Consider the following 18,540-nt stretch of genomic DNA (forward strand, 5'->3'; position numbering starts at 1 on the left):
GGCGTGACCGTCGTGCAGAGCGGCCTGAACCGCAACAACAGCACCGAGTTCGCTGTCGTGCGCGCCGGCCTGAACTACAAGTTCGGCTCGTACTAGGACCTTCGGGACCGGACGCGGCCCGCACCCCCGGGCCGCAGCCGAACCCGATCCTCGACCCGACACGCAGAAGCCCGGCCGAAAGGCCGGGCTTCTTGCGTTTCCGGCATCTTGCTTTTCAAGAGGTCGTCCGGCCCTGAAGGCGAGGGTGCGCCTCACGGTGAAGTTTTCCGCGCGGCCCCTGACAAAGCGCCGCGTCCTCCCCATCTCTTCTGCATCCAGGCGGCGCGAGACGCCGCGGGTTCGACCTGAGGAGGACGACTCCATGAACAGCGAAGAACGCGACGTCATCTCCGGTATCTTCCAGCGCCTGGAGCAGGCTTCGAGCCAGCCCCGCGACGCCGATGCCGAGCGCTTCATTGCCGACAAGCTCCGGGCCCAGCCCTACGCGCCGTACGCGATGGCGCAGCTCATCTACGTGCAGGAAGAGGCGATCAAGAGCCTGAACCAGCAGCTCGAGCAGGCCCGCCAGCAGCAGGCGCAGCCGCAAGGCTCGGGCGGCGGCGGCTTTTTGTCGAGCATCTTCGGCGGCGGCTCGCAGCGCCAGGATCCGCAGCCGCAGCAGCGGGCCGGCGGCGCCTGGGGCAACCAGGGCGGCGCGCCGCAGGGAAACCCTCAGCAAGGCTATCCTCAGCAAGGCTACCCGCAACAGGGTTATCCGCAGGGCGGCCCGCAGCAAGGCGGACCTTGGGGCGGCCAGCAGCAGGCGCCCGCCCGCGGCGGCGGCTTCATGGCGACGGCCTTGCCGATGGCGGCGGGCGCGGCCGGCGGCATGCTGCTTGGTAGCGCCTTGTCGAACGCCTTCGCCGGCGGCCATTCGAGCCTCGGCAGCGCCTCGGCGGCCGGCCTTGGTGGCGGCACCACCATCGAGAACAACTATTTCGGCTCGGATGCCGGCGGCACCCAGGATTTCGGTGCGCCGCTCGGCGCCGGTAGCGACGCGGCCTTCGATGGCGGCAACGACGACTTCGCTGGCGACCTCGGCGGCGGCGACGACAGCGACTGGGCCTGATCGAAACCGGCGAAGCGGGCACGCACATTCGGGCTCGACGTCCGCTTCGCCGCCGCTCCGTCGTAATGCAAAAAGGGCTCGGGACCGCCTTTCGAGGCGGCCCCGAGCCCTTTGTCTTTCCGTCTCGCTGTGCGAGAGCAGAAAGTTTGTCGGCCGGGTCTACGCTAAGCCATTGATATCGCTTAGCATGGTTCTTCGGGCATTCAGTGAGTTTGTCGGCCAATGTGTGCAATGTTTGTCGGTTAGGGCAAAAACCCTCCGGCGTGTGCTTTAAGCGCTCCCATAGGGCGTAGGTTTGACGGCATCTCGACTCCGGAGCTACGCTGTTCTTTCTGTGTTCCTGATCCGCTTAGAGAGATATAAAACGCTGCTTGGGTGGTGCCGATGCCGCATTACATGCGCTTCGCAATTAGGCTGGAACCATGACATCGTTGGACCGCTGAGCATGCAATTCGTACGCCTCCGGTGAGGGCCGCGGTCGAGGGCATCGCGCTCTGCGCTGAAGCCTGACCTTAATGCTGGCGTTAAGGTCAGCGGGTCGGGGTGATGCGGGTCGAGCTCCTGGAGAATGCCGAACGGCGGCGGCGCTGGTCGTTCGATGACAAGGCGCGGATCGTCGAAGCCTCGTTTGAGACAGGCGTGTCGGTGTGTTCGGTGGCGCGCCGGCACAGGATCGCCCAAGGCCTGCTGTTCACTTGGCGGCGTCAGGCGCGGGAGGGCCGTTTGGGCGGGGACGCGCAGGCCCCGGTCCTCGTGCCCGTCGCGATCGCCCCGGAGCCGTCACGTCCTGTTCCCGCTGCGCAGTCGGATGATCCGCGTGCTCCAGCGCCGCCGCGCCGGCTTCGTCGCAAGAGCGGCGTCATCGAGATCGATCTCGGCGGCGGTCGGCGTCTCACGGTCGACCGGGACGTCGACGCCGGAGCTCTGCGTCGGGTGCTCGATGCCCTGGAGGGCCGATGATCCCGCTGCCGGCCAACGTGCGGGTCTGGTTGGCGACCGGCCACACCGACATGCGCAAGGGCTTTTCCAGCTTGGGGATGATCGTCCAGGAGACGCTGCGGCGCGATCCCCATTCCGGGCACCTGTTCGTCTTCCGCGGCCGGCGCGGCGACCTGATCAAGGTGATCTGGCACGATGGCCAGGGCGCGTGCCTGTACACCAAGCGGCTCGACCGCGGTCGTTTCCTGTGGCCGTCGGTGGCCGACGGTGCCGTGACGATCTCGACGGCGCAGCTCGGCTACCTGCTCTCGGGCATCGACTGGCGCATGCCGCAGGAGACGTGGCGCCCGAGTGCGGTCGGATGAGGATAACGCGTTACAAAGCCTGAGCAATATGCTCTTCTCTCAGGCGTGCCGAACGCGTCCGAGCCCCCGCCGCTCCCCACCGATCTCGCTGCCGCCCACGCCATGATCCTGGCCGAGCGGGCGGCGCGGCTCGTGTCCGAGATCGCGGTCGAACGGCTGAAGCTGGAGGTTGCCCGGCTGCGACGGGAGCGCTTCGGGGCCTCCTCGGAACGCAGCGCCCGGATCGACCAGCTCGAACTCGTCCTGGAGGATCTGGAGGAGACGCTGGCCGAGACGGACGCGCAGGCGGTTGTCGAGCCCGATGCGCTCCCCGGTGTAGCTTCCTCGCGGCGCAAGCTCGCTCGTCGACCTCTCCCCGAGCACCTGCCGCGCGAGCGCATCCTCCATCCCGGCCCGACGACCTGCGCCTGTTGCGGCGGGGCACGCCTACGCCACCTCGGCGAGGACGTCACCGAGACCCTGGAGCGGATCCCGGCGCGCTGGGTGGTGATCCAGCACGTGCGCGAGCGCTTCTCCTGCCGCGACTGCGAGACCATCGCGCAGACCCCGGCTCCGTTCCATCCGATCTCGCGGGGCCGGGCCGGGCCGAACCTCCTGGCCGAGGTGATGATGGCCAAGTTCGGCCTGCACCTGCCGCTGCATCGCCAGAGCCAGCGCTTCGCCCATGAGGGCGTGCCGATCGACGTCTCGACCCTGGCTGGCTGGGTCGGGGCCGTCACCACCGCCCTGTCGCCTTTGGTCTCTCGGATCGAGGCCCATGTTCGGGAAGCCGACCGCCTCCATCTCGACGACACGCCGGTGCCGGTTCTGGCCAAGGGCAAGACCCGCACGGGCCGGCTCTGGACGGTGGTGCGCGACGACCGCCCCTTCGGTGGACCCGAGCCGCCGGCGGCGGCCTACTTCTACTCTCCCGACCGCTCCGGCGCGCATGCCGAGACCTGGCTCGGCGACTTCCACGGCATCGTACAGGCGGACGCCTTCTCCGGGTTCGTCCGCCTGTACGACCCCGGCCGCAAGCCGGGTCCGATCCACGAGGCGGCCTGCTGGGCCCATGCCCGACGCAAGTTCTTCGAGCTGGCCGATCTGAAGAAGGCTCCGATCGCCATCGAGGCGGTGACGCGGATCGATGCGATCTTCGCCATCGAGCGCGCCACCAACGGTCTTGCCCCCGATGAACGCTGCGCGCACCGCCGCGCCCGCTCGGCTGCTCTCGTCACCGACCTGGAGACGTGGCTGCGGGAGAACCGCGCTAGACTCTCGGCCAAAGCGCCCACGGCAGTAGCGATCGATTACCTGCTCAAGCGCTGGATCGCCTTCACCCGGTTCCTCGACGACGGGCGCATCTGCCTCTCGAACAACGCCGCAGAACGCTCAATCCGTCCCATCGCGGTGGGCCGCCGCAACTGGACCTTCGCCGGCTCGGATGCGGGCGGGCATCGCACGGCTGCCCTCTACACGCTGATCGAGACCGCCAAGCTCAATCACATCGATCCCCAGGCCTGGCTCGCCGATGTGCTCAGGCGGCTGCCCGACCATCCGGCCCGGCGTATCGACGACCTTCTGCCCTGGAACTGGACCCAGCCTCAGCCCCGGCAGATCGCAGCCTGATGCCCCGTCGGAAGCACAACTGCGGCCTTCACCGTAGGCGTACTGCAATTCCAACATCAATGACGAAAAGCCCGGCCAGGATGAACCTGGCCGGGCTTTTCAATCGATCGACGAATAGGTAGACTTAGTGCTACTGCTTGTCGGTCCTACGGATCCGAAGCTTTGTCACCGACTTAAAGCGCCTCACTTTGTTTTTCCATTCCCGCGCCCGTTAGTGCCGGGATTTTTGGTAGCAACGACCTTTCGTAAAAGTCGAGATGGAATTCGGCCTTCGAGAGAGCCGGTGTGATCCCCCGTGCTGCAAGTGTGGCCCTTAGGCCCTTGAACGGAAGACCGAGCGCCCGGGCTGTATCGGCCGACTTGGCGTACTTCGCACAGAAGTGTTCGAGAGCCTCCGGCGCAATGACTACAATGTCCTTAAGAATTGAGGGGTGGCGCTGAACGGTGGTGGGTATGATACCCCGCTCGGTTAGGGCGATCACAGTAGGAAAAGGAATTCTAAGCATCACTTCGAGATCGCTTCGTGTGTGGCCAACAAGCTCTGGTCGACGAACATGCGCACGAATTTCCTGTACGTTCACCAAGATCGCACTAAAGCCCTCTGCTCCAGCCAGCCGCCCAATCCAACGTAGCGATCTGTTGGCGACGAGACTTACTACGTCGACCAACGAGCACTTGGCCTTCCGAGTTGCCGCCCTGAGGTTGCAACTGCCAGGAGGGACCGAGGCGACGGTTTTAGCCTCAGCATATAATCGGTCGAGGAATCTTTCGATCTCCTGGACATCGAAACAATGATTGGCGGTGGCAGCGACGTTGCCGTCCAAAGCGCGCAGATACCTGGCGCGTGCAAGCTGCCGAGCCTGAGCCCAAGTTATTTGTAACACGGCCGCCACGTCGACAAGGGACAGTGCTTTCGAGAGCTGTCCGAGAAGTTCCGACGTTGCGACGGCATCAAACGTCACCTCGTGATCCGCATAGCTGGCGTGACCGGTCGGAAGATAACCCCCGTGATCGAGCGCTTTGCGGAGGCGAGGCGCGCCCAAACCCGTCTCGTTCGCTGCTGTCCTCAACGAGTGCACCTTCCGGTAGGGCACCGGCTCACCGAACATGCGCTCGTTGCAATGGAAGGGTGCACGCTCGGCAACGCAACGAGCGAGGATATCACGAATAAGATCGTAGTCAGCGTCTTTCGTGCCAGTATCCAGCCACCTATAAAGATCTCCAAACCAAGCTTGAGGTCCCACCGGTGTTGCTCGGTCCCCCTCATATCCGTGGATGAGATCTCCGAGCCACTGGTCAATTGAAGCCGGTCCTCCCGAGGCGATGTCGAATCCCTCTTTCCCAGCGGGGGCCCAATCATTATTCGTCAGCATTTTAAGACTAAGCTTTCGTCCAAAGGCGGAGACGGCGCCCATCATTTCGCAGGTCCGTGCAACTGCATGGAACGGGATGCCGTCGAGCCAACACTCCGTCGGTCGTCCTTCCAGCCGATCAAGTAGGTATGCTTCGAAAGTGGATACCGACCTCCGGCGGGTATCGGGCATGACGATCCGCCCGCCTTGGTAGAAGGGCGCGACGATGGTCGTAAAATCCTGGATGATGGCCTTTGGGATCCCGGGAAGGTCAACCAAAACAGTCTCGTGGGCTGGGCAGGTGCGAAGGTGTGCAACAGTCCATGTCGTCCGCCCATAAGCGGCCAGATGCCTGGAAACGCCGCCGTTAGACGCCGAACCATCCTCGGCGAGGCAGGTCGGGCAGATCCGAACGTTTGCTCCTAAAAAGCTTGCCACGACGAGCGATTGGCCCCGGAGGAGATAACGATTTCCGTTGCGGCGGCGGCATTCGCGCATGAGGGTCTCTGCTTGGCTTCCCGTGAGTTCACAGATGCGGGCGACCGACCCCGCCATTCCGCCGACGAGACCTTCGACCGAGATGCCCAGATCGCTGCAGAGTTCTCGACCGCTCCGAATGCCGTTGATAAAGGCCAAGCGGGAAACGTAGCTCGGCAGCGTCTCGCCTGGCATGTGAGGCAGGCACGGTTCCAACCTCATCACTTCCTCCTTTCGGGACGCGCCTTCCTCGCCGGCACCTCGTTCACCTGCAGGACGAGCGAGCAGTCGAGCTTCTTCCAGTCGATCACCATGAACGGGTTTGCGCCGTCAGCGCATCGAGTCCGCTCCCTGTAGGCTAGCTTGAAATGAACCATGTCGAGGGTCGCCACACGCGGCTTGGCCTCTAACGCTTGACCGATGGCTTCGTGCGCGAGTTGCATCGTCGTACCAAGCTCGTAGATGGCGGCGTGGATCAGGCGGGGCACAATTTTCACATCGATGTCGTCCGTGACCTTCAGGGCGGCCACCTCGGCCATGTCCTTGACGGCCCCAGCGATCATCTTCGCATCGTGCGGAAGCATCAGGGAGCGGAGGTTGACGAACACGGCGCGACGGCGAACCTCGCCCCTGGTATCCGCATTTGTCAGGCTGTTCTCGTCGGGATCGTTCAGCCCCTCAAAGAAGGAAATCACCTCCGGCAATCCGGAGAGCAGGAGGACGACCGGCCAGTCCGGCGAGATCAAAAAAGCCTTGATGAACGTGCGGATCTGCGTGAGCTCGGTCACGTTCGCGGTCACGAGGACGTTATGGATTTCGTCGAGGTGAAGAACAACTTTACCAAGGAATTCGAGCCGCTCGCGAACCCGTCCCCAGATCGCTGGCGCCGGCCGTTGGGCAGCCATCGGGTAACCGAGGACCCGCAAGATCTCGAGGCCGAGTGCCTTCGGGTTGCAGGGCGACGGCGTCTGGACGGAAACCGCCCGGCAGCCTGACCCGGGAACACCGAACCCGGTGAAAGCCGGATGCGCGGAGATGGTTCGGGAGATCATTGTACTTTTCCCGGCGCCCGTCTTGCCGGTCAGCACGAGGGCCCGCGTCTGGCTGCGATTGCCTGGCCCGAGGGGGCGGGACGTATCGATCCGGGTCACCAGATCGGCGTAGAGCTTGTTGAACGTCGCGGCGGTTTCATCGTCGCGGTCCGCCGTCTACCTGCTGAAGCGTGGGCTCGTGCTGATGGCGCTGGAGGTCCTCTACCTATCGGAACTGTACTGGGGCGTGGCCAGTCCGACGCTCTGGCTGCAGGTGATCTGGTGCATCGGCGTCTGCATGATCGTCCTGGCGGTGCTGGTCGGGCTTCCACGCCCGGTCCTCCTCGCGGTCGGACTGCTGATCGTCTGCGGCCACAACCTCCTCGACCCGATCCACATCCAGCCTGACCAACCGTTTTTTGCGGTCTGGGCGATGCTGCACCAGCGCAACGTCATCGCGCTCCCGTTCGGGCTGGTCGCCAAGACGACCTATCCGGTGCTCCCGTGGATCGGCGTGACCGTGCTCGGCTACGCGGTCGGCCCGTGGTTTCTGCCCAAAGTCGCCACGCACACCCGCGAGCGCCGGTTTATGGCCCTCGGCTGCTCGATGCTCGTCGCCTTCATGGTCCTGCGTCTGGCGAACGGCTACGGCGACAAGCCCTGGTTCGTCGTCGAGGGCGATCCGCTTCGGACCACGATGAGCTTCGTTTCTCTAACGAAGTATCCCCCCTCGCTGCTGTTCCTGCTGCTGACGCTCGGGATCGGGGCGCTGCTGTTGGTTGCCCTTGAACGGATGCGCGACGCTTCGGTCGTCTCCGCTCTGGCGGTGTTCGGCGGTGCGCCGCTGTTCTTCTACTTGCTCCACCTGACGATCCTGCGGCTCATGTATCACGGCGCCGCTGCCATCTGGGGCCCGACGCAGGGCACGGTGTTCGGCGTTGCGAGCTATGGCTGGGTGCTGGCCTGGTACGTCGGGCTGGTCGTACCCCTCTACTGGCCGACGGCCTGGTTCTCGCGCTTCAAGGCGTCCCGACGCGATATCGCCTGGCTGAGGTATCTCTAGCCTTGCAAGGCCGGATGAGGCTGGTCGAACCGTTACGCCCTCTTCGCCTGATGGAAGCGGAGTTTTGGAAGTACGGACCTCGCCTGGATTGCGGGGGGCTCCTGTATCAGGTCTCCGCAATCACGTCGCGACAACTGGGCCCGGGGGTCGTCGGATACTATAAGGGGCCCCGAAGGACCCCTGCCGGTCACATGCGGTGATGGCGATGGCCATGCCCGTGGCGCATCATGTGCCCACGGTGGTGATGGTGGTGCCGCATCATGTGCCCACGATGATGGTGATGGCGCATTCCATGACCGCGATGGCTGTGCATGCCGTCCATCCGGACCTCGGTCACGGCCGTCGGGGCGTCGACGGCGCCGATCATGCCGGGGGCGGCCGAGGCCGGTGCGACCGAGGCGACGCCCAGGGTTGCCAGGATGGCGGCGGCGAACAGAGACTTTCTCATGGGCTTCCTCAAATCGTTGTCGGCGATGCGTCGAAACCGACGGCACCCGAGCCTCGGGAACGGCTCCGTTTCCATGACCGTTCCGCGGGGTACGTTCTCCTCCGCCGGACGTGCTTAACAAAATTTGCGTTCGCCACCGCCCGGGCCGGCGGCATGCCCCGCGGCGATGCGATCCTCGTCGTCCTGGCCAGCCGGGAGTGGCGGACGGTCCCGGCGATCCGCGGTCGGCCCCGTTACGGCATCGATGCGAGCCAGCCGAACAGCGCCAGGACCCCGGCGATCAGGATCGCGGTCGTGAGGAACGCCCGCGCAGCGGCCTTGCGTATGTGCGGCCGGACCTTGCGCCGTCGTCCGCCCCCGCCGCCCCCCTACTCCATCCGGCGGCCGAGCTTCTTGCCCGTCACCGTTGCGGCAACCGATGACGATGGATCTCGCGGTGGTCGACCAGGCATTCAGGCCGGGGTCGCGTCGGTAGGCTCAAGGCACGCCCGACCGGAGCAGGTCGGCTACATGGGCGTCGGCGGGATGGGGGGTGGCGGCGCGGTGGCTTTCCGAGCAGGCCGCGTAGTCCGGGCCGGAGGCCGACATCACGAGTCCCCGCGTGCCGTCTGGCATCGCGCGCGTTCGCCAGTACGGTTCGTCCGGCAGACCATTCGAGCGATCCGTGAGCGGTCCCGGCCGTGGCTCGCCGTAGATGCAACCCCCTTCGCGACGGACGGCGTCACGCGCGATGAGGTGGGCCTCGTCGGCGAGTGGCCGGCCGACCCAGACGACCTGCTGGAGACCTTCCTCCCGGCAGACCACCAGCATCACCTCGACCGTGTCGGGACCCGAGGCAAGCGGTCGGTCGTGGAGGTAGTACAGGCCGGTCAGGTTGGCCTCGCGGTCGACCATCGAAGGGGTATCGATCCGGTCCACCGGACCCCATGCCAGTCCGAACGGCCCCTCTCCGGCGGGTCGCTCGGCCGCGTGCGCCGTACCGGCCATTGCCGTCAGGACGAGCGCGGTCGGGAAGACCCATCGGCGCGCCATCGGCCTACTCCGCGGCCTGGGGAACGACGGGATGGGGGCGGGCCCCGGCATCCGTCGCCTTGGCCCTGGCGGGGACGACGGCACCGGCGAAGCGGGCGAACAGCGCCGGCAGCACGACCAGCGTCAGCAGGGTCGCCGAGATGAGCCCGCCGATCACCACCGTCGCGAGGGGCCGCTGGATCTCCGCCCCGGTCTCCGTCGCCAGGGCCATCGGGACGAACCCGAGCGACGCCACGAGGGCGGTCATCGCCACCGGCCGGAGTCGGGTCATCGCGCCCTCCAGGATGGCCTCGCGTCGTGGTCGGCCTTCCGCGATGAGCTGCTTGATGTAGGTCAACATCACCAGGCCGTTGAGCACCGCCACCCCGGACAGGGCGATGAACCCGACCGCCGCGGGCACCGAGAACGGCATCCCCCTCAGCCACAGGGCCGCGATGCCGCCGGTGAGAGCCAGCGGGACCGCGCTGAACACCAGCAGGGCGTCCCGGGCCGAGTTGAGGGCCGAGAACAGCAGCAGGAAGATCAGGAAGAAGCACACCGGGACAACGACCATCAGGCGCTGTCGGGCGGAGGCCAGGTTCTCGAACTGCCCGCCCCAGGTCACGTAGTAGCCGGCGGGAAGCCGGACCCCGGACGCGACCTTGGACTGGGCCTCCGCCACGAGCGAGCCGATGTCGCGACCGCGCACGTTGGCCGTGACCACGACCCGACGGCGACCGTTCTCGCGCGAGATCTGGTTCGGTCCCTCGGTGACGGAGAAGCTCGCGACCTGCTTCAGCAGCACCGAGGAGGCCCGACCGTTGACGCCGGGGGGCAGCGGGACCGGGATGTTCTCCAGGGCCTCGCGATCCTCGCGCACCTTGTCGTTCAGGCGCACGACGATGGGGAAGCGACGATCGCCCTCGAACACCATGCCGGCCTCGCGGCCGCCGATGGCCGCGCCGATGACGTCCTGGATCGAGGACGTGCTCAGGCCTAGCCGGGCCGCCTCGACCTTGTTGATCTTGATCTCCAGGAACGGCAGCCCGGCCGTCTGCTCGACCTTGACGTCGTCGGCGCCCTCGGTCCCGCGCAGGATCGCGGCGACCTGGTTGGCGGCCTTGAGCATCGGCTCGAACTCCTCGCCGAACACCTTCACGGCGAGGTCGCCGCGGGTCCCGGCCAGGAGCTCGTTGAAGCGCAGCTGGATCGGCTGGGAGAACTCATAGACGTTGCCGGCGAGCGCCCCGAGGGCCTTCTCGATCTGCTCCTGCAGGTCGGCCTTGGACAGGCTCGGGTCGGGCCATTCCTCCTGCGACTTCAGGATGACGAAGGTGTCGGACGAGCTCGGCGGCATGGGGTCCGAGGCGACCTCCGCGGTGCCCGTCTTTGAGAACACGTAGGCGACCTGAGGGAATCGGCTGATGGCCTGTTCGACCTTCAGCTGCATCGCCTGCGACTGGGTCAGGGAGGTCGACGGGATGCGCTGGGCGTTCAGCGCGATGCTCTTTTCGTCGAGCTGCGGGATGAACTCCTGCCCCAACCCTCTGAACAGGAACCCGGCCCCGACGAGCAGCACGAGGGCGACCGCGACGAAGGTCATCGGAACCCGCAGGGCGGCCCCGAGGATCGGGCGGTAGGCGGCCTTGAGCCCGCGGATGAGGACGTTGTCTTTCTCCGTGACCTTGCCGGTGATGACGATCGCGATCATCGCTGGCACGAAGGTCAGCGACAGGACGAAGGCCGAGACGAGGGCGATGATGACGGTGAGCGCCATCGGCTCGAACATCTTGCCCTCGACCCCGGTGAAGGTGAGGAGCGGCACGTAGACGAGGATGATGATGGCCTGCCCATACAGGGAAGGCTTGATCATCTCCTCGGCCGAGGCGCGCACGGTGACGAGGCGCTCCTCCAGGTCGAGCTTGCGCCCGAGTTCCCCCTGGCGCTCCGCGAGGTGGCGCAGGGCGTTCTCGGTGATGATGACGGCGCCGTCGACGATGAGGCCGAAGTCCAGCGCCCCGAGGCTCATGAGGTTGGCGCTGATCCTGCCTTGGACCATACCCGTCATGGTCATCAGCATCGCCACCGGGATGACGAGGGCGGTGACGATGGCCGCCCGGATGTTACCGAGCAGCAGGAACAGGATGACGATGACGAGGGCGGCGCCCTCGGCGAGGTTCTTGGCGACCGTTCGGATAATGGCCTCGACCAGCAGGGTCCGGTTGAGCACGGTCTGGACCTCGACGCCGGGCGGGAGCGTGCGCCGGATCTCGGTCATCTTTGCGTCAACGGCGGCCGAGACCGTCCTGCTGTTCTCGCCGATCAGCATCAGGGCGGTGCCGATGACGACCTCGCGCCCGTCCTCGCTGCCCGACCCGGTGCGTAGGTCCCGCCCGATCCGGACCTCCGCGATGTCCGAGATGCGGACCGGCACCCCGCCGCGCGTGGTCACGACCACGGAGCCGATGTCCTCCATGGTCTCAAGGCGGCCGGCGGCACGGACGACGTAGCCCTCGCCGTTGTCCTCCAGGTAGCGGGCACCCAGGTTGGCGTTGTTGGCCTCCAGCGCCCGGCCGATGTCGGCGAAGGACAGGTCAAGGGCGGTGAGCTTCATCGGGTCCGGCTGGACGTGGTACTGCTTGTCGAAGCCGCCGATGCTGTCGACGCCGGCCACGCCCGGCACGGTCTTCACCTGGGGGCGAATGATCCAGTCCTGGACCGTGCGCAGGTAGGCCGTGCGTTCGAGCTCTGTCGCAAGCCGCTGACCCTCGGGGGTCAGGTAGCTCCCGTCGCCCTGCCAACCCGGCTTGCCGTCCGGGGAGACCTTACGATCCTTCGGTTGGGCGTAATGGATCGACCACATGTAGATCTCGCCCAGGCCCGTGGAGATCGGGCCCATGTGCGGCTCGGCCCCCGGCGGCAGGGTCGACTTCGCCTCGCCGATGCGCTCGGCGACCTGCTGGCGGGCGAAATATACGTTTGTCGCCTCCGAGAAGACCGCGGTGACCTGCGAGAAGCCGTTCCGCGAGAGCGAGCGGGTGTATTCGAGGCCCTTGATCCCGGCGAGCGCGGTCTCGACCGGGTAGGTCACCTGCTTCTCGATATCGACCGGGGAGAGCGACGGCGCCGTGGTGTTGATCTGCACCTGGTTGTTGGTGATGTCCGGGACGGCGTCGATGGGAAGCTTCGTCAGCGAAAACACGCCGAAGCCCGCCGCGAGGAGCGACAGCAGCACCACGAGCCATCGCTGATGGACGGAGAAGTCGAGGATCTTCGAGATCATGGCCGGCCCCCGTTCAGTGGTCGTGGTCGGCTTCGGCCTTGCCGAGCTCGGCCTTCAGGACGAAGGAGTTGGCCACCGCGACCTCGTCGCCGGGCTTGAGGCCGGTCAGGATCTCGAAGGCGTCGTCGTCGGCCTTGCCGATGGTCACGTCCCGGCGCTCGAAGCCCTCCTGGGTTCGGACAAACACGACCTTCTCGCCGCCGATGGTCTGGATCGCGGACTTCGGCAGCCGGACCTTGACCGGGTCGCGGGCGATCTCGACCTCGGTTGTCACGAAGGTGCCGGGCCGCCAGGCCATGTCATTGTTCGGCAGGGCGACGATGACCCGGGCGGAGCGCGTCTCGGCGTTGAGGATCGGGCTGACGAAAACGACCTTGCCCTCGCCGCGGGGGCCGTCGTCGCCTCCGACGATGGTCACCTTGGCGCCCTCCCGGACCTTCGAGAGCTCCGTGGTCGGGATGGCCAGCTCGATCCACACGGAGGAGAGGTCGGCGACGGTGTAAACGTCGGCCGGATCGCCCTCCTTGCCGACGGCGGTTCCGACGTCGACCTTGCGCTCGACCACACGGCCGGCGAGCGGGGACTTGAGCTCGTAGCGGCGCAACGAAGATAGGTTCGGGGTAGTCTCGTCCTTCTTGGCGGACGTCGCGACCTCGGCCGCGTTCAGCCCCAGGGCCGACAGCTTCTGGCGTGCCAGGTCGACCCGAAGCGTCGCCTCAGAGTAGGCCGCCTTGGCGTTCAGGAATGCGGACTCGGCCGAGATCCGCTTGTCCCAGAGGGCCTGCTGGCGGTCGAAGTTCGTCTTCTCCAGGTCCGCCTTGACCGTCGCGGTGAGGAAGTCGCTCTTGGCCTCGGCCACCTCGCGGCTGTCGAGGACGGCCACGACCTCGCCCTTGGCGACTTCCTCGCCGAGGCGCTTGCGCATCTCGGCCACGGTTCCAACGACCCGCACGGGGACGCGAGCGATCCGGTCGGCGTCCTGGGCGATGGTGCCGGGGACCAAGAGATGGCGCGAGAGGATGCCGCCCTCGACCGTGGCGAGCTTGATGTCCTGCTCCTCGGCCTGCTCGGCCGTCATCTTGATCTTGCCCTCGCCCTCCTCGTCGTGGCCGTCCGCCTCGCCCTCGGAATGCTTGTGGCCGCCGGCAGGTTTAGTCTCGGCGTCGGCGTGCCCGTGGCCATGCTCGCCGTGACCGTGGCCATCGTCGGCTGCGACTGTCGCCCGCTTGGTCACGGCCGCGTTGGTCGGAGGCGTCGCCCGGGCGTTCGTAAGGCCGGCGGCGGCGAGCGCGTCCTGCACGACCTCGGACACACGGGGGAAGGCACCGCCGACGGCGATGCCGATGGCCAGGAAGGCCACGGAGAGGAATGCACGCATGGAAATGGCCAGGTTCCGACCGGGACATCGCCTCGCCGCTCGTGCGGCCTGGGACGGACCCGTGTTGGGAGTTCGCGATGGTGAGGCGGCCGGGGCCTGCGAGGGGCCGGCCAGGACGCGCCACGGACGTGGCGACGTCGCCTCAGGCGCGAGGCGGCCTGGGAAGGCGGTCGGGCGAGACCGATCCGATGGTGGTGGTCACGGTCGCGTAGGAGGCGCGCGCGGTCCCGCGGGACGGCAGGGCGGGCGTCGCGTCGACGTTCAGGGCCTGGTGGCAGCCGCAGTTGGCATGGCAGGCCGGGCAGGTATCGGCGTGATCCGTTCGGGCGACGTCCGTCGGGGCCGACATGGAGAGTTCGTGGCTGACGGACCGGTGGGCCTCGGCGGAATGGATCGCGCCGGGGACGACGAGCGCCATGACCAGGACGAGCGAGAGCGCGCGGACGATGGTCGCCCACCAGCCGCGCATCGTCTCGTAGGCCCTGATCCGAGGTCCCGTGGTCATGGTCGCCTTATGAACGATTCAGGGCCACCCGTACATGCCGGGTGACCCACGACGAGGGCGGAGCCTCAATAGTCGTCGTGATGATGGTGGTGCCTGCGCTCGCCGTAGAACCGGCGCTCGCCATAGTACGCCTGGTCGCCGTAATCCCGGTGCGGTCGGTGGATGACGACGTCGTCATGGTCGCCATGGTGGTAGCGGTCGACATGGACGTCGCCGCGCCGGTCGAAGTCGCCGCCGTAGTATTGGGCGGACGCCGCGGCCGGGGCGAGGATCAGGCTGACGGCGACCAAGGCCGGGATGCGGACACGCATGGCTCGTTCCTCAAGGGATGATGCCGTAAGGATCGGCTTCGTCGGTTGAACGAAGCCTGAAACCGCCGTTCATCCATCGGTGGCCGGAAGCAACGAACCGATGTCTCGCGACGCGGATACAGGTCTCCTCCGGTCGCACGTGTTGGAGGCATCCCCATCGCGTTGGGCATGTTTCCGATGGCTTAGACGACGTTGGCGGGGGCGAGGGCGCAGGCGGTGTCGGCGCTCGTCTCGACCTGCAGGGTGGTGTGGCCGATGCCGAACCGTTCCTTGATGCCGGTGGCCGCGTCCATGAGGAAGGCGTCGTCGGGGCGGCCGCCGGGCATCAGGAGATGGGCGGTCAGGCAGATCTCGGTGGTGCTCATCGCCCAGACGTGCAGGTCGTGCAGGGCGGTGACCCCGGGCAGTCCTTCGAGGTGGCTTCGGACGGCGGGCGGATCGATGCCCGGCGGGACGGCGGCCAGGGACAGCGTGAGGCTGTCGCGCAGGAGTCCCCAGGTGCTCCAGACGATGACCGCGACGATGGCGAGGCTGACGACCGGATCGAGCCAGGTCCATCCGGTGTAGAGGATCACGAGGCCGGCGATGACCACGCCCGCCGAGACGGAGGCGTCCGCGGCCATGTGCAGGAATGCGCCCTTGATGTTGATGTCGGCCTTGGCGCCGGATGCGAACAGCCACGCGGTGATGCCGTTCACGAGGATGCCGACCGCGGCGACGATCATCACGGTCTTGCCGGCGACCGGAGCAGGCTCGCCGAACCGCTGGATCGCCTCCCAGGCGATGGCGCCGACGGCGACCAGCAGGAACACCGCGTTGAACAGGGCCGCCAGGATCGACGAGCCCTTCATCCCGTAGGTGTAGCGGGCGCTCGGGGCGCGCTTGGCCAGCACCACGGCGACCCAGGCCACCACCAGGCCGAGCACGTCGGAGAGGTTGTGGCCGGCATCGGCCAACAGGGCCATCGAGTTCCCTAGCACCCCGTAGGTTGCCTCGACGGCGACAAAGCCGACGTTGAGGGCGATGCCGATGGCGAACGCCTTGCCGAAGCTCGCGGGGGCATGGGAATGGCCCGGCTCGTGTGAATGGCCGGCATGGCCCTCGGCCGAATGAGCCTCGTGGTCATGCGATCCGTGATCGTGGCCGGCGTGTGCATCGTGCGTCGTCATGGCGTCCTGTAGGGGGCGGTATCGGTCGATGAATTGCGGCGCAGCCTAGTCGGCCGGCGCGGGATGGATCGCGCCAGTGCCTTCCCGATGCTCGGCCCAGGCCTGCCGAAGGATCTGGAGGGACGAGGTCAGGAAGATGCCGGCCATCACCGCCGCCACGGCTAGGTCGGGCCAAGCGCTGGAGGAGCCCCAGACCCCGAGCGCGGCGACCATGACCACGACGTTGCCGATGGCGTCGTTGCGCGAGCACAGCCAGACCGACCGCACGTTGGCGTCGCCGTCCTTGTAGCGGCGCAGCAGCAGGACCGATCCGAGGTTCGCGGCCAGCGCCATGACGCCGATGACGCCCATGACCTCCGCCCTGGGCACGCCGAGCACCATCGTCTGGTAGACGGTGCTGCCGAACACCCAGAGCGCCATCAGGAACAGCGAAGCGCCCTTGAACAGGGCCGCCTTCGAGCGGACTGCCAACGACGCGCCGATCACCGCGAGGCTGAGGCCGTAGGTCACGGTGTCGGCGAGGAAGTCGAGGGCGTCGGCCTTGAGCGCCTGCGATCCGGCGAGTTGGCCCGCTGCCATCTCGGTCACGAACATCGCACCGTTGATGCCGATGACGGTCCAGAGGACCGCCTTGTAGCGCGGGTCGACGCCGTCGAAGACCGGCACGCCGCCAGAGCAACATGAGCCGCCGCCCTTGTCGTGCACCGGCGTTTGCGTGGGGGGCCCGGGGAGCGCGAGCTTGGGAGGGGAACAGCAGGCGTCAGCCTTGGTCGCTCCGCAGCAATGCTCGCTCATCACGTCTCCTTCCCATCGATCGGAGGCGACGCTACAACCTCTAGCGGCTAGAGGTGCAAGCGGAAATCATGGATATCGCAATCGGGGAGCTGTCCCGGCGGACCGGCGTGAAGGTGCCGACGATCCGGTACTACGAGCAGGTCGAGCTGATGCCGGTGCCCCCCCGGTCGGCCGGGTTGCAGCGCCGCTACGGCGAGGCCGATGTCGCGCGGCTGAACTTCATTCGCCATTCCCGCGAGCTCGGCTTCGAGGTCGACGCCATCCGGGAGTTGCTGACGATGAACGCGCATCCCGACCGGTCATGCGCCGACGTCGACTTGATCGCCCGCCGCCACCTCGCCGAGGTCGACCGGCGGATCGAGCGGCTCATGGCGCTGCGAGGCGAGCTCGACCGGATGATCTCGGAATGCGGCAAGGGCCGCGTTGGCGAATGCCGGGTGATCGAGACGCTGTCCGATCATGGAAAGTGCGCGCACGGGAGCCACTGAAAACCAAGCAATCTGCGTTGTGAGGCACATCGATCCGCGTTCCCACGCGGACGAACACCCCAACGCGCCGTGACGTATTTCGAAGCTACGCCACGGCACGCACTTTAGGTTGATTTCGCTCGGAACCTTGGGCGTTCAGATTGGATCTCTGTGTCGGCTATCACCAGAGATGCGCCAGAACGCCGGAGGAGCGGCAGAACAATGATATTGGTGATCTCAATCCCCAGGTTCGCGGCGGAGCGGGTGCCGACAAACATTGGGGTACGGAGCCGACACACCACCATCTCCTACCGTCAAACTTTCCGCGTTCGCACACTCGCCTACATCACCTCGACGCGCGTTCCCACCGGCACCCGTTCGTAGAGATCGACCACGTCGTCGTTCATCATCCGGATGCAGCCGGACGACACGTTCTGGCCGATCGTGTGCGGCTCGTTGGTGCCGTGGATGCGATAGAGCGACGAGCCGAGGTAGAGTGCCCGGGCCCCGAGCGGATTGCCCGGACCGCCCTCCATGTGGCGCGGCAGGTCCGGCCGGCGGGCCAGCATCTCCGCGGGCGGCGTCCAGTCCGGCCACTCGGCCTTGCGGCTGATCGTCTTGAGGCCGGACCAGGCGAAGCCGGGGCGTCCGACGCCGATGCCGTAGCGCATCGCCCGGCCGCCGGGCTGGACGAGGTAGAGGAACTTCGAGGGCGTATCGATCACAATCGTTCCCGGCCGCTGATGGCCGGGGAACGCGACCTCCTGCCGGGCGTAGCGCGGATCTGGGGCACGGGCGATCCGGTCGGCCTCGGGGGGCGGGCCGCCCTGGACGGGCAACGCGGCGTAAGCGGGCGAGGCGTAGGCCGGTGCGGCACCGCCATAGGGCTCGATCGGGTCGCCGGAGCGCATTGCGGAGCCGTAAGCTGCCGCCTGGTACCCGGAGCGCGCAGAAGCGGAGCGGGCGCCTCCGTAGGACCCGCCGCGCGATCCGCCACGGGCGCCGACATCGCCGGTGAACAGGTACTCGATCAGGCCGCCGCCGTATCCGTCATCCTCCGAATAGCGCGCCTGCGCTTGCGCTGCACCCGACCACACGGACGCGACCAGCGCCGCCCCTACGCACCAACTCGCCCGCATCACCGCACTCCTGCGCCGCGGTCTGGCTCGGTGCCGCCCGCTATGGTGCACAACGTTGGACCGGGATGCGCGACATCCGGTGAAGGAACGT

At 66.9% G+C, this 18,540-nt stretch carries 17 protein-coding genes and 1 pseudogene; 7 read left to right on the forward strand and 11 right to left on the reverse strand.

The window, feature by feature from the left end; all coding sequences use genetic code 11:
• The 5 genes and pseudogenes from FV234_RS26615 to FV234_RS07175 form a co-directional block, all read left to right on the forward strand.
• A pseudogene (locus tag FV234_RS26615) lies at positions 1–96 on the forward strand (porin family protein); the annotation flags it as partial.
• A gap of 265 nt (positions 97–361) precedes the next feature.
• A complete protein-coding gene (locus FV234_RS07160; protein WP_147828593.1) occupies positions 362–1,108 on the forward strand; it encodes a DUF2076 domain-containing protein in 747 nt (248 codons plus the stop codon).
• 546 nt (positions 1,109–1,654) lie between these two features.
• The gene (locus FV234_RS07165) at positions 1,655–2,068 is read left to right on the forward strand and encodes a transposase (protein ID WP_147828544.1); all 414 of its coding nucleotides are present in this window, start codon (positions 1,655–1,657) and stop codon (positions 2,066–2,068) included.
• A complete protein-coding gene (gene tnpB, locus FV234_RS07170) occupies positions 2,065–2,412 on the forward strand; it encodes an IS66 family insertion sequence element accessory protein TnpB (protein WP_147763623.1) in 348 nt (115 codons plus the stop codon). Before FV234_RS07165 ends, tnpB begins: the two co-directional genes overlap by 4 nt.
• A gap of 102 nt (positions 2,413–2,514) precedes the next feature.
• A complete protein-coding gene (locus FV234_RS07175; protein ID WP_187273611.1) occupies positions 2,515–4,020 on the forward strand; it encodes an IS66 family transposase in 1,506 nt (501 codons plus the stop codon).
• A gap of 173 nt (positions 4,021–4,193) precedes the next feature.
• Here FV234_RS07175 and FV234_RS07180 read toward each other — a convergent pair whose 3' ends face one another.
• Positions 4,194–6,071, reverse strand: coding sequence for a TniQ family protein (locus FV234_RS07180; RefSeq protein WP_147828546.1), 1,878 nt, complete (start codon positions 6,069–6,071; stop codon positions 4,194–4,196).
• The gene (locus FV234_RS07185; RefSeq protein ID WP_210250860.1) at positions 6,071–7,000 is read right to left on the reverse strand and encodes a TniB family NTP-binding protein; all 930 of its coding nucleotides are present in this window, start codon (positions 6,998–7,000) and stop codon (positions 6,071–6,073) included. The genes FV234_RS07180 and FV234_RS07185 overlap by 1 nt, the downstream gene beginning before the upstream one ends.
• A gap of 16 nt (positions 7,001–7,016) precedes the next feature.
• On the opposite strand from FV234_RS07185, the gene FV234_RS07190 reads away from it, so the two are divergent.
• A complete protein-coding gene (locus FV234_RS07190) occupies positions 7,017–7,943 on the forward strand; it encodes a heparan-alpha-glucosaminide N-acetyltransferase domain-containing protein (protein ID WP_246686131.1) in 927 nt (308 codons plus the stop codon).
• A 187-nt stretch (positions 7,944–8,130) separates the two neighbouring features.
• Here the strand turns inward: FV234_RS07190 and FV234_RS07195 are convergent, their stop codons facing one another.
• The 8 genes from FV234_RS07195 to FV234_RS07230 form a co-directional block, all read right to left on the reverse strand.
• Positions 8,131–8,391 carry a hypothetical protein gene (locus tag FV234_RS07195; protein ID WP_147828548.1) on the reverse strand — a complete coding sequence of 87 codons (261 nt, stop codon included), beginning with the start codon at positions 8,389–8,391 and terminating at the stop codon, positions 8,131–8,133.
• Positions 8,392–8,868: 477 nt separating this feature from the next.
• Complete coding sequence (locus FV234_RS07200; protein ID WP_147828549.1) at positions 8,869–9,423, reverse strand: threonyl-trna synthetase; 555 nt, start codon at positions 9,421–9,423, stop codon at positions 8,869–8,871.
• 4 nt (positions 9,424–9,427) lie between these two features.
• The gene (locus FV234_RS07205; protein ID WP_147828550.1) at positions 9,428–12,685 is read right to left on the reverse strand and encodes a CusA/CzcA family heavy metal efflux RND transporter; all 3,258 of its coding nucleotides are present in this window, start codon (positions 12,683–12,685) and stop codon (positions 9,428–9,430) included.
• 13 nt (positions 12,686–12,698) lie between these two features.
• Complete coding sequence (locus FV234_RS07210) at positions 12,699–14,063, reverse strand: efflux RND transporter periplasmic adaptor subunit (protein ID WP_147828551.1); 1,365 nt, start codon at positions 14,061–14,063, stop codon at positions 12,699–12,701.
• A 142-nt stretch (positions 14,064–14,205) separates the two neighbouring features.
• Complete coding sequence (locus FV234_RS07215) at positions 14,206–14,568, reverse strand: hypothetical protein (RefSeq protein WP_238272898.1); 363 nt, start codon at positions 14,566–14,568, stop codon at positions 14,206–14,208.
• 65 nt (positions 14,569–14,633) lie between these two features.
• Positions 14,634–14,879: a hypothetical protein gene (locus FV234_RS26110; RefSeq protein ID WP_187273609.1), complete on the reverse strand. Its 246-nt coding sequence runs from the start codon at positions 14,877–14,879 to the stop codon at positions 14,634–14,636.
• A gap of 182 nt (positions 14,880–15,061) precedes the next feature.
• Positions 15,062–16,048 carry a cation diffusion facilitator family transporter gene (locus FV234_RS07225; protein ID WP_147828552.1) on the reverse strand — a complete coding sequence of 329 codons (987 nt, stop codon included), beginning with the start codon at positions 16,046–16,048 and terminating at the stop codon, positions 15,062–15,064.
• A gap of 45 nt (positions 16,049–16,093) precedes the next feature.
• Complete coding sequence (locus FV234_RS07230) at positions 16,094–16,843, reverse strand: cation transporter (protein WP_147828553.1); 750 nt, start codon at positions 16,841–16,843, stop codon at positions 16,094–16,096.
• 68 nt (positions 16,844–16,911) lie between these two features.
• Between FV234_RS07230 and FV234_RS07235 the strand changes: the two genes are divergently transcribed.
• Positions 16,912–17,331, forward strand: coding sequence for a helix-turn-helix domain-containing protein (locus FV234_RS07235; RefSeq protein WP_147828554.1), 420 nt, complete (start codon positions 16,912–16,914; stop codon positions 17,329–17,331).
• A gap of 320 nt (positions 17,332–17,651) precedes the next feature.
• On the opposite strand, the gene FV234_RS07240 is transcribed toward FV234_RS07235, so the two are convergent.
• On the reverse strand, positions 17,652–18,449 hold the full coding sequence (locus FV234_RS07240) for a L,D-transpeptidase (protein WP_147828555.1): 798 nt from the start codon (positions 18,447–18,449) through the stop codon (positions 17,652–17,654).
• Positions 18,450–18,540 lie beyond the last annotated feature (91 nt).

It is taken from the genome of Methylobacterium sp. WL8, assembly GCF_008040045.1.
Classification (GTDB): Bacteria; Pseudomonadota; Alphaproteobacteria; order Rhizobiales; family Beijerinckiaceae; genus Methylobacterium; species Methylobacterium cerastii.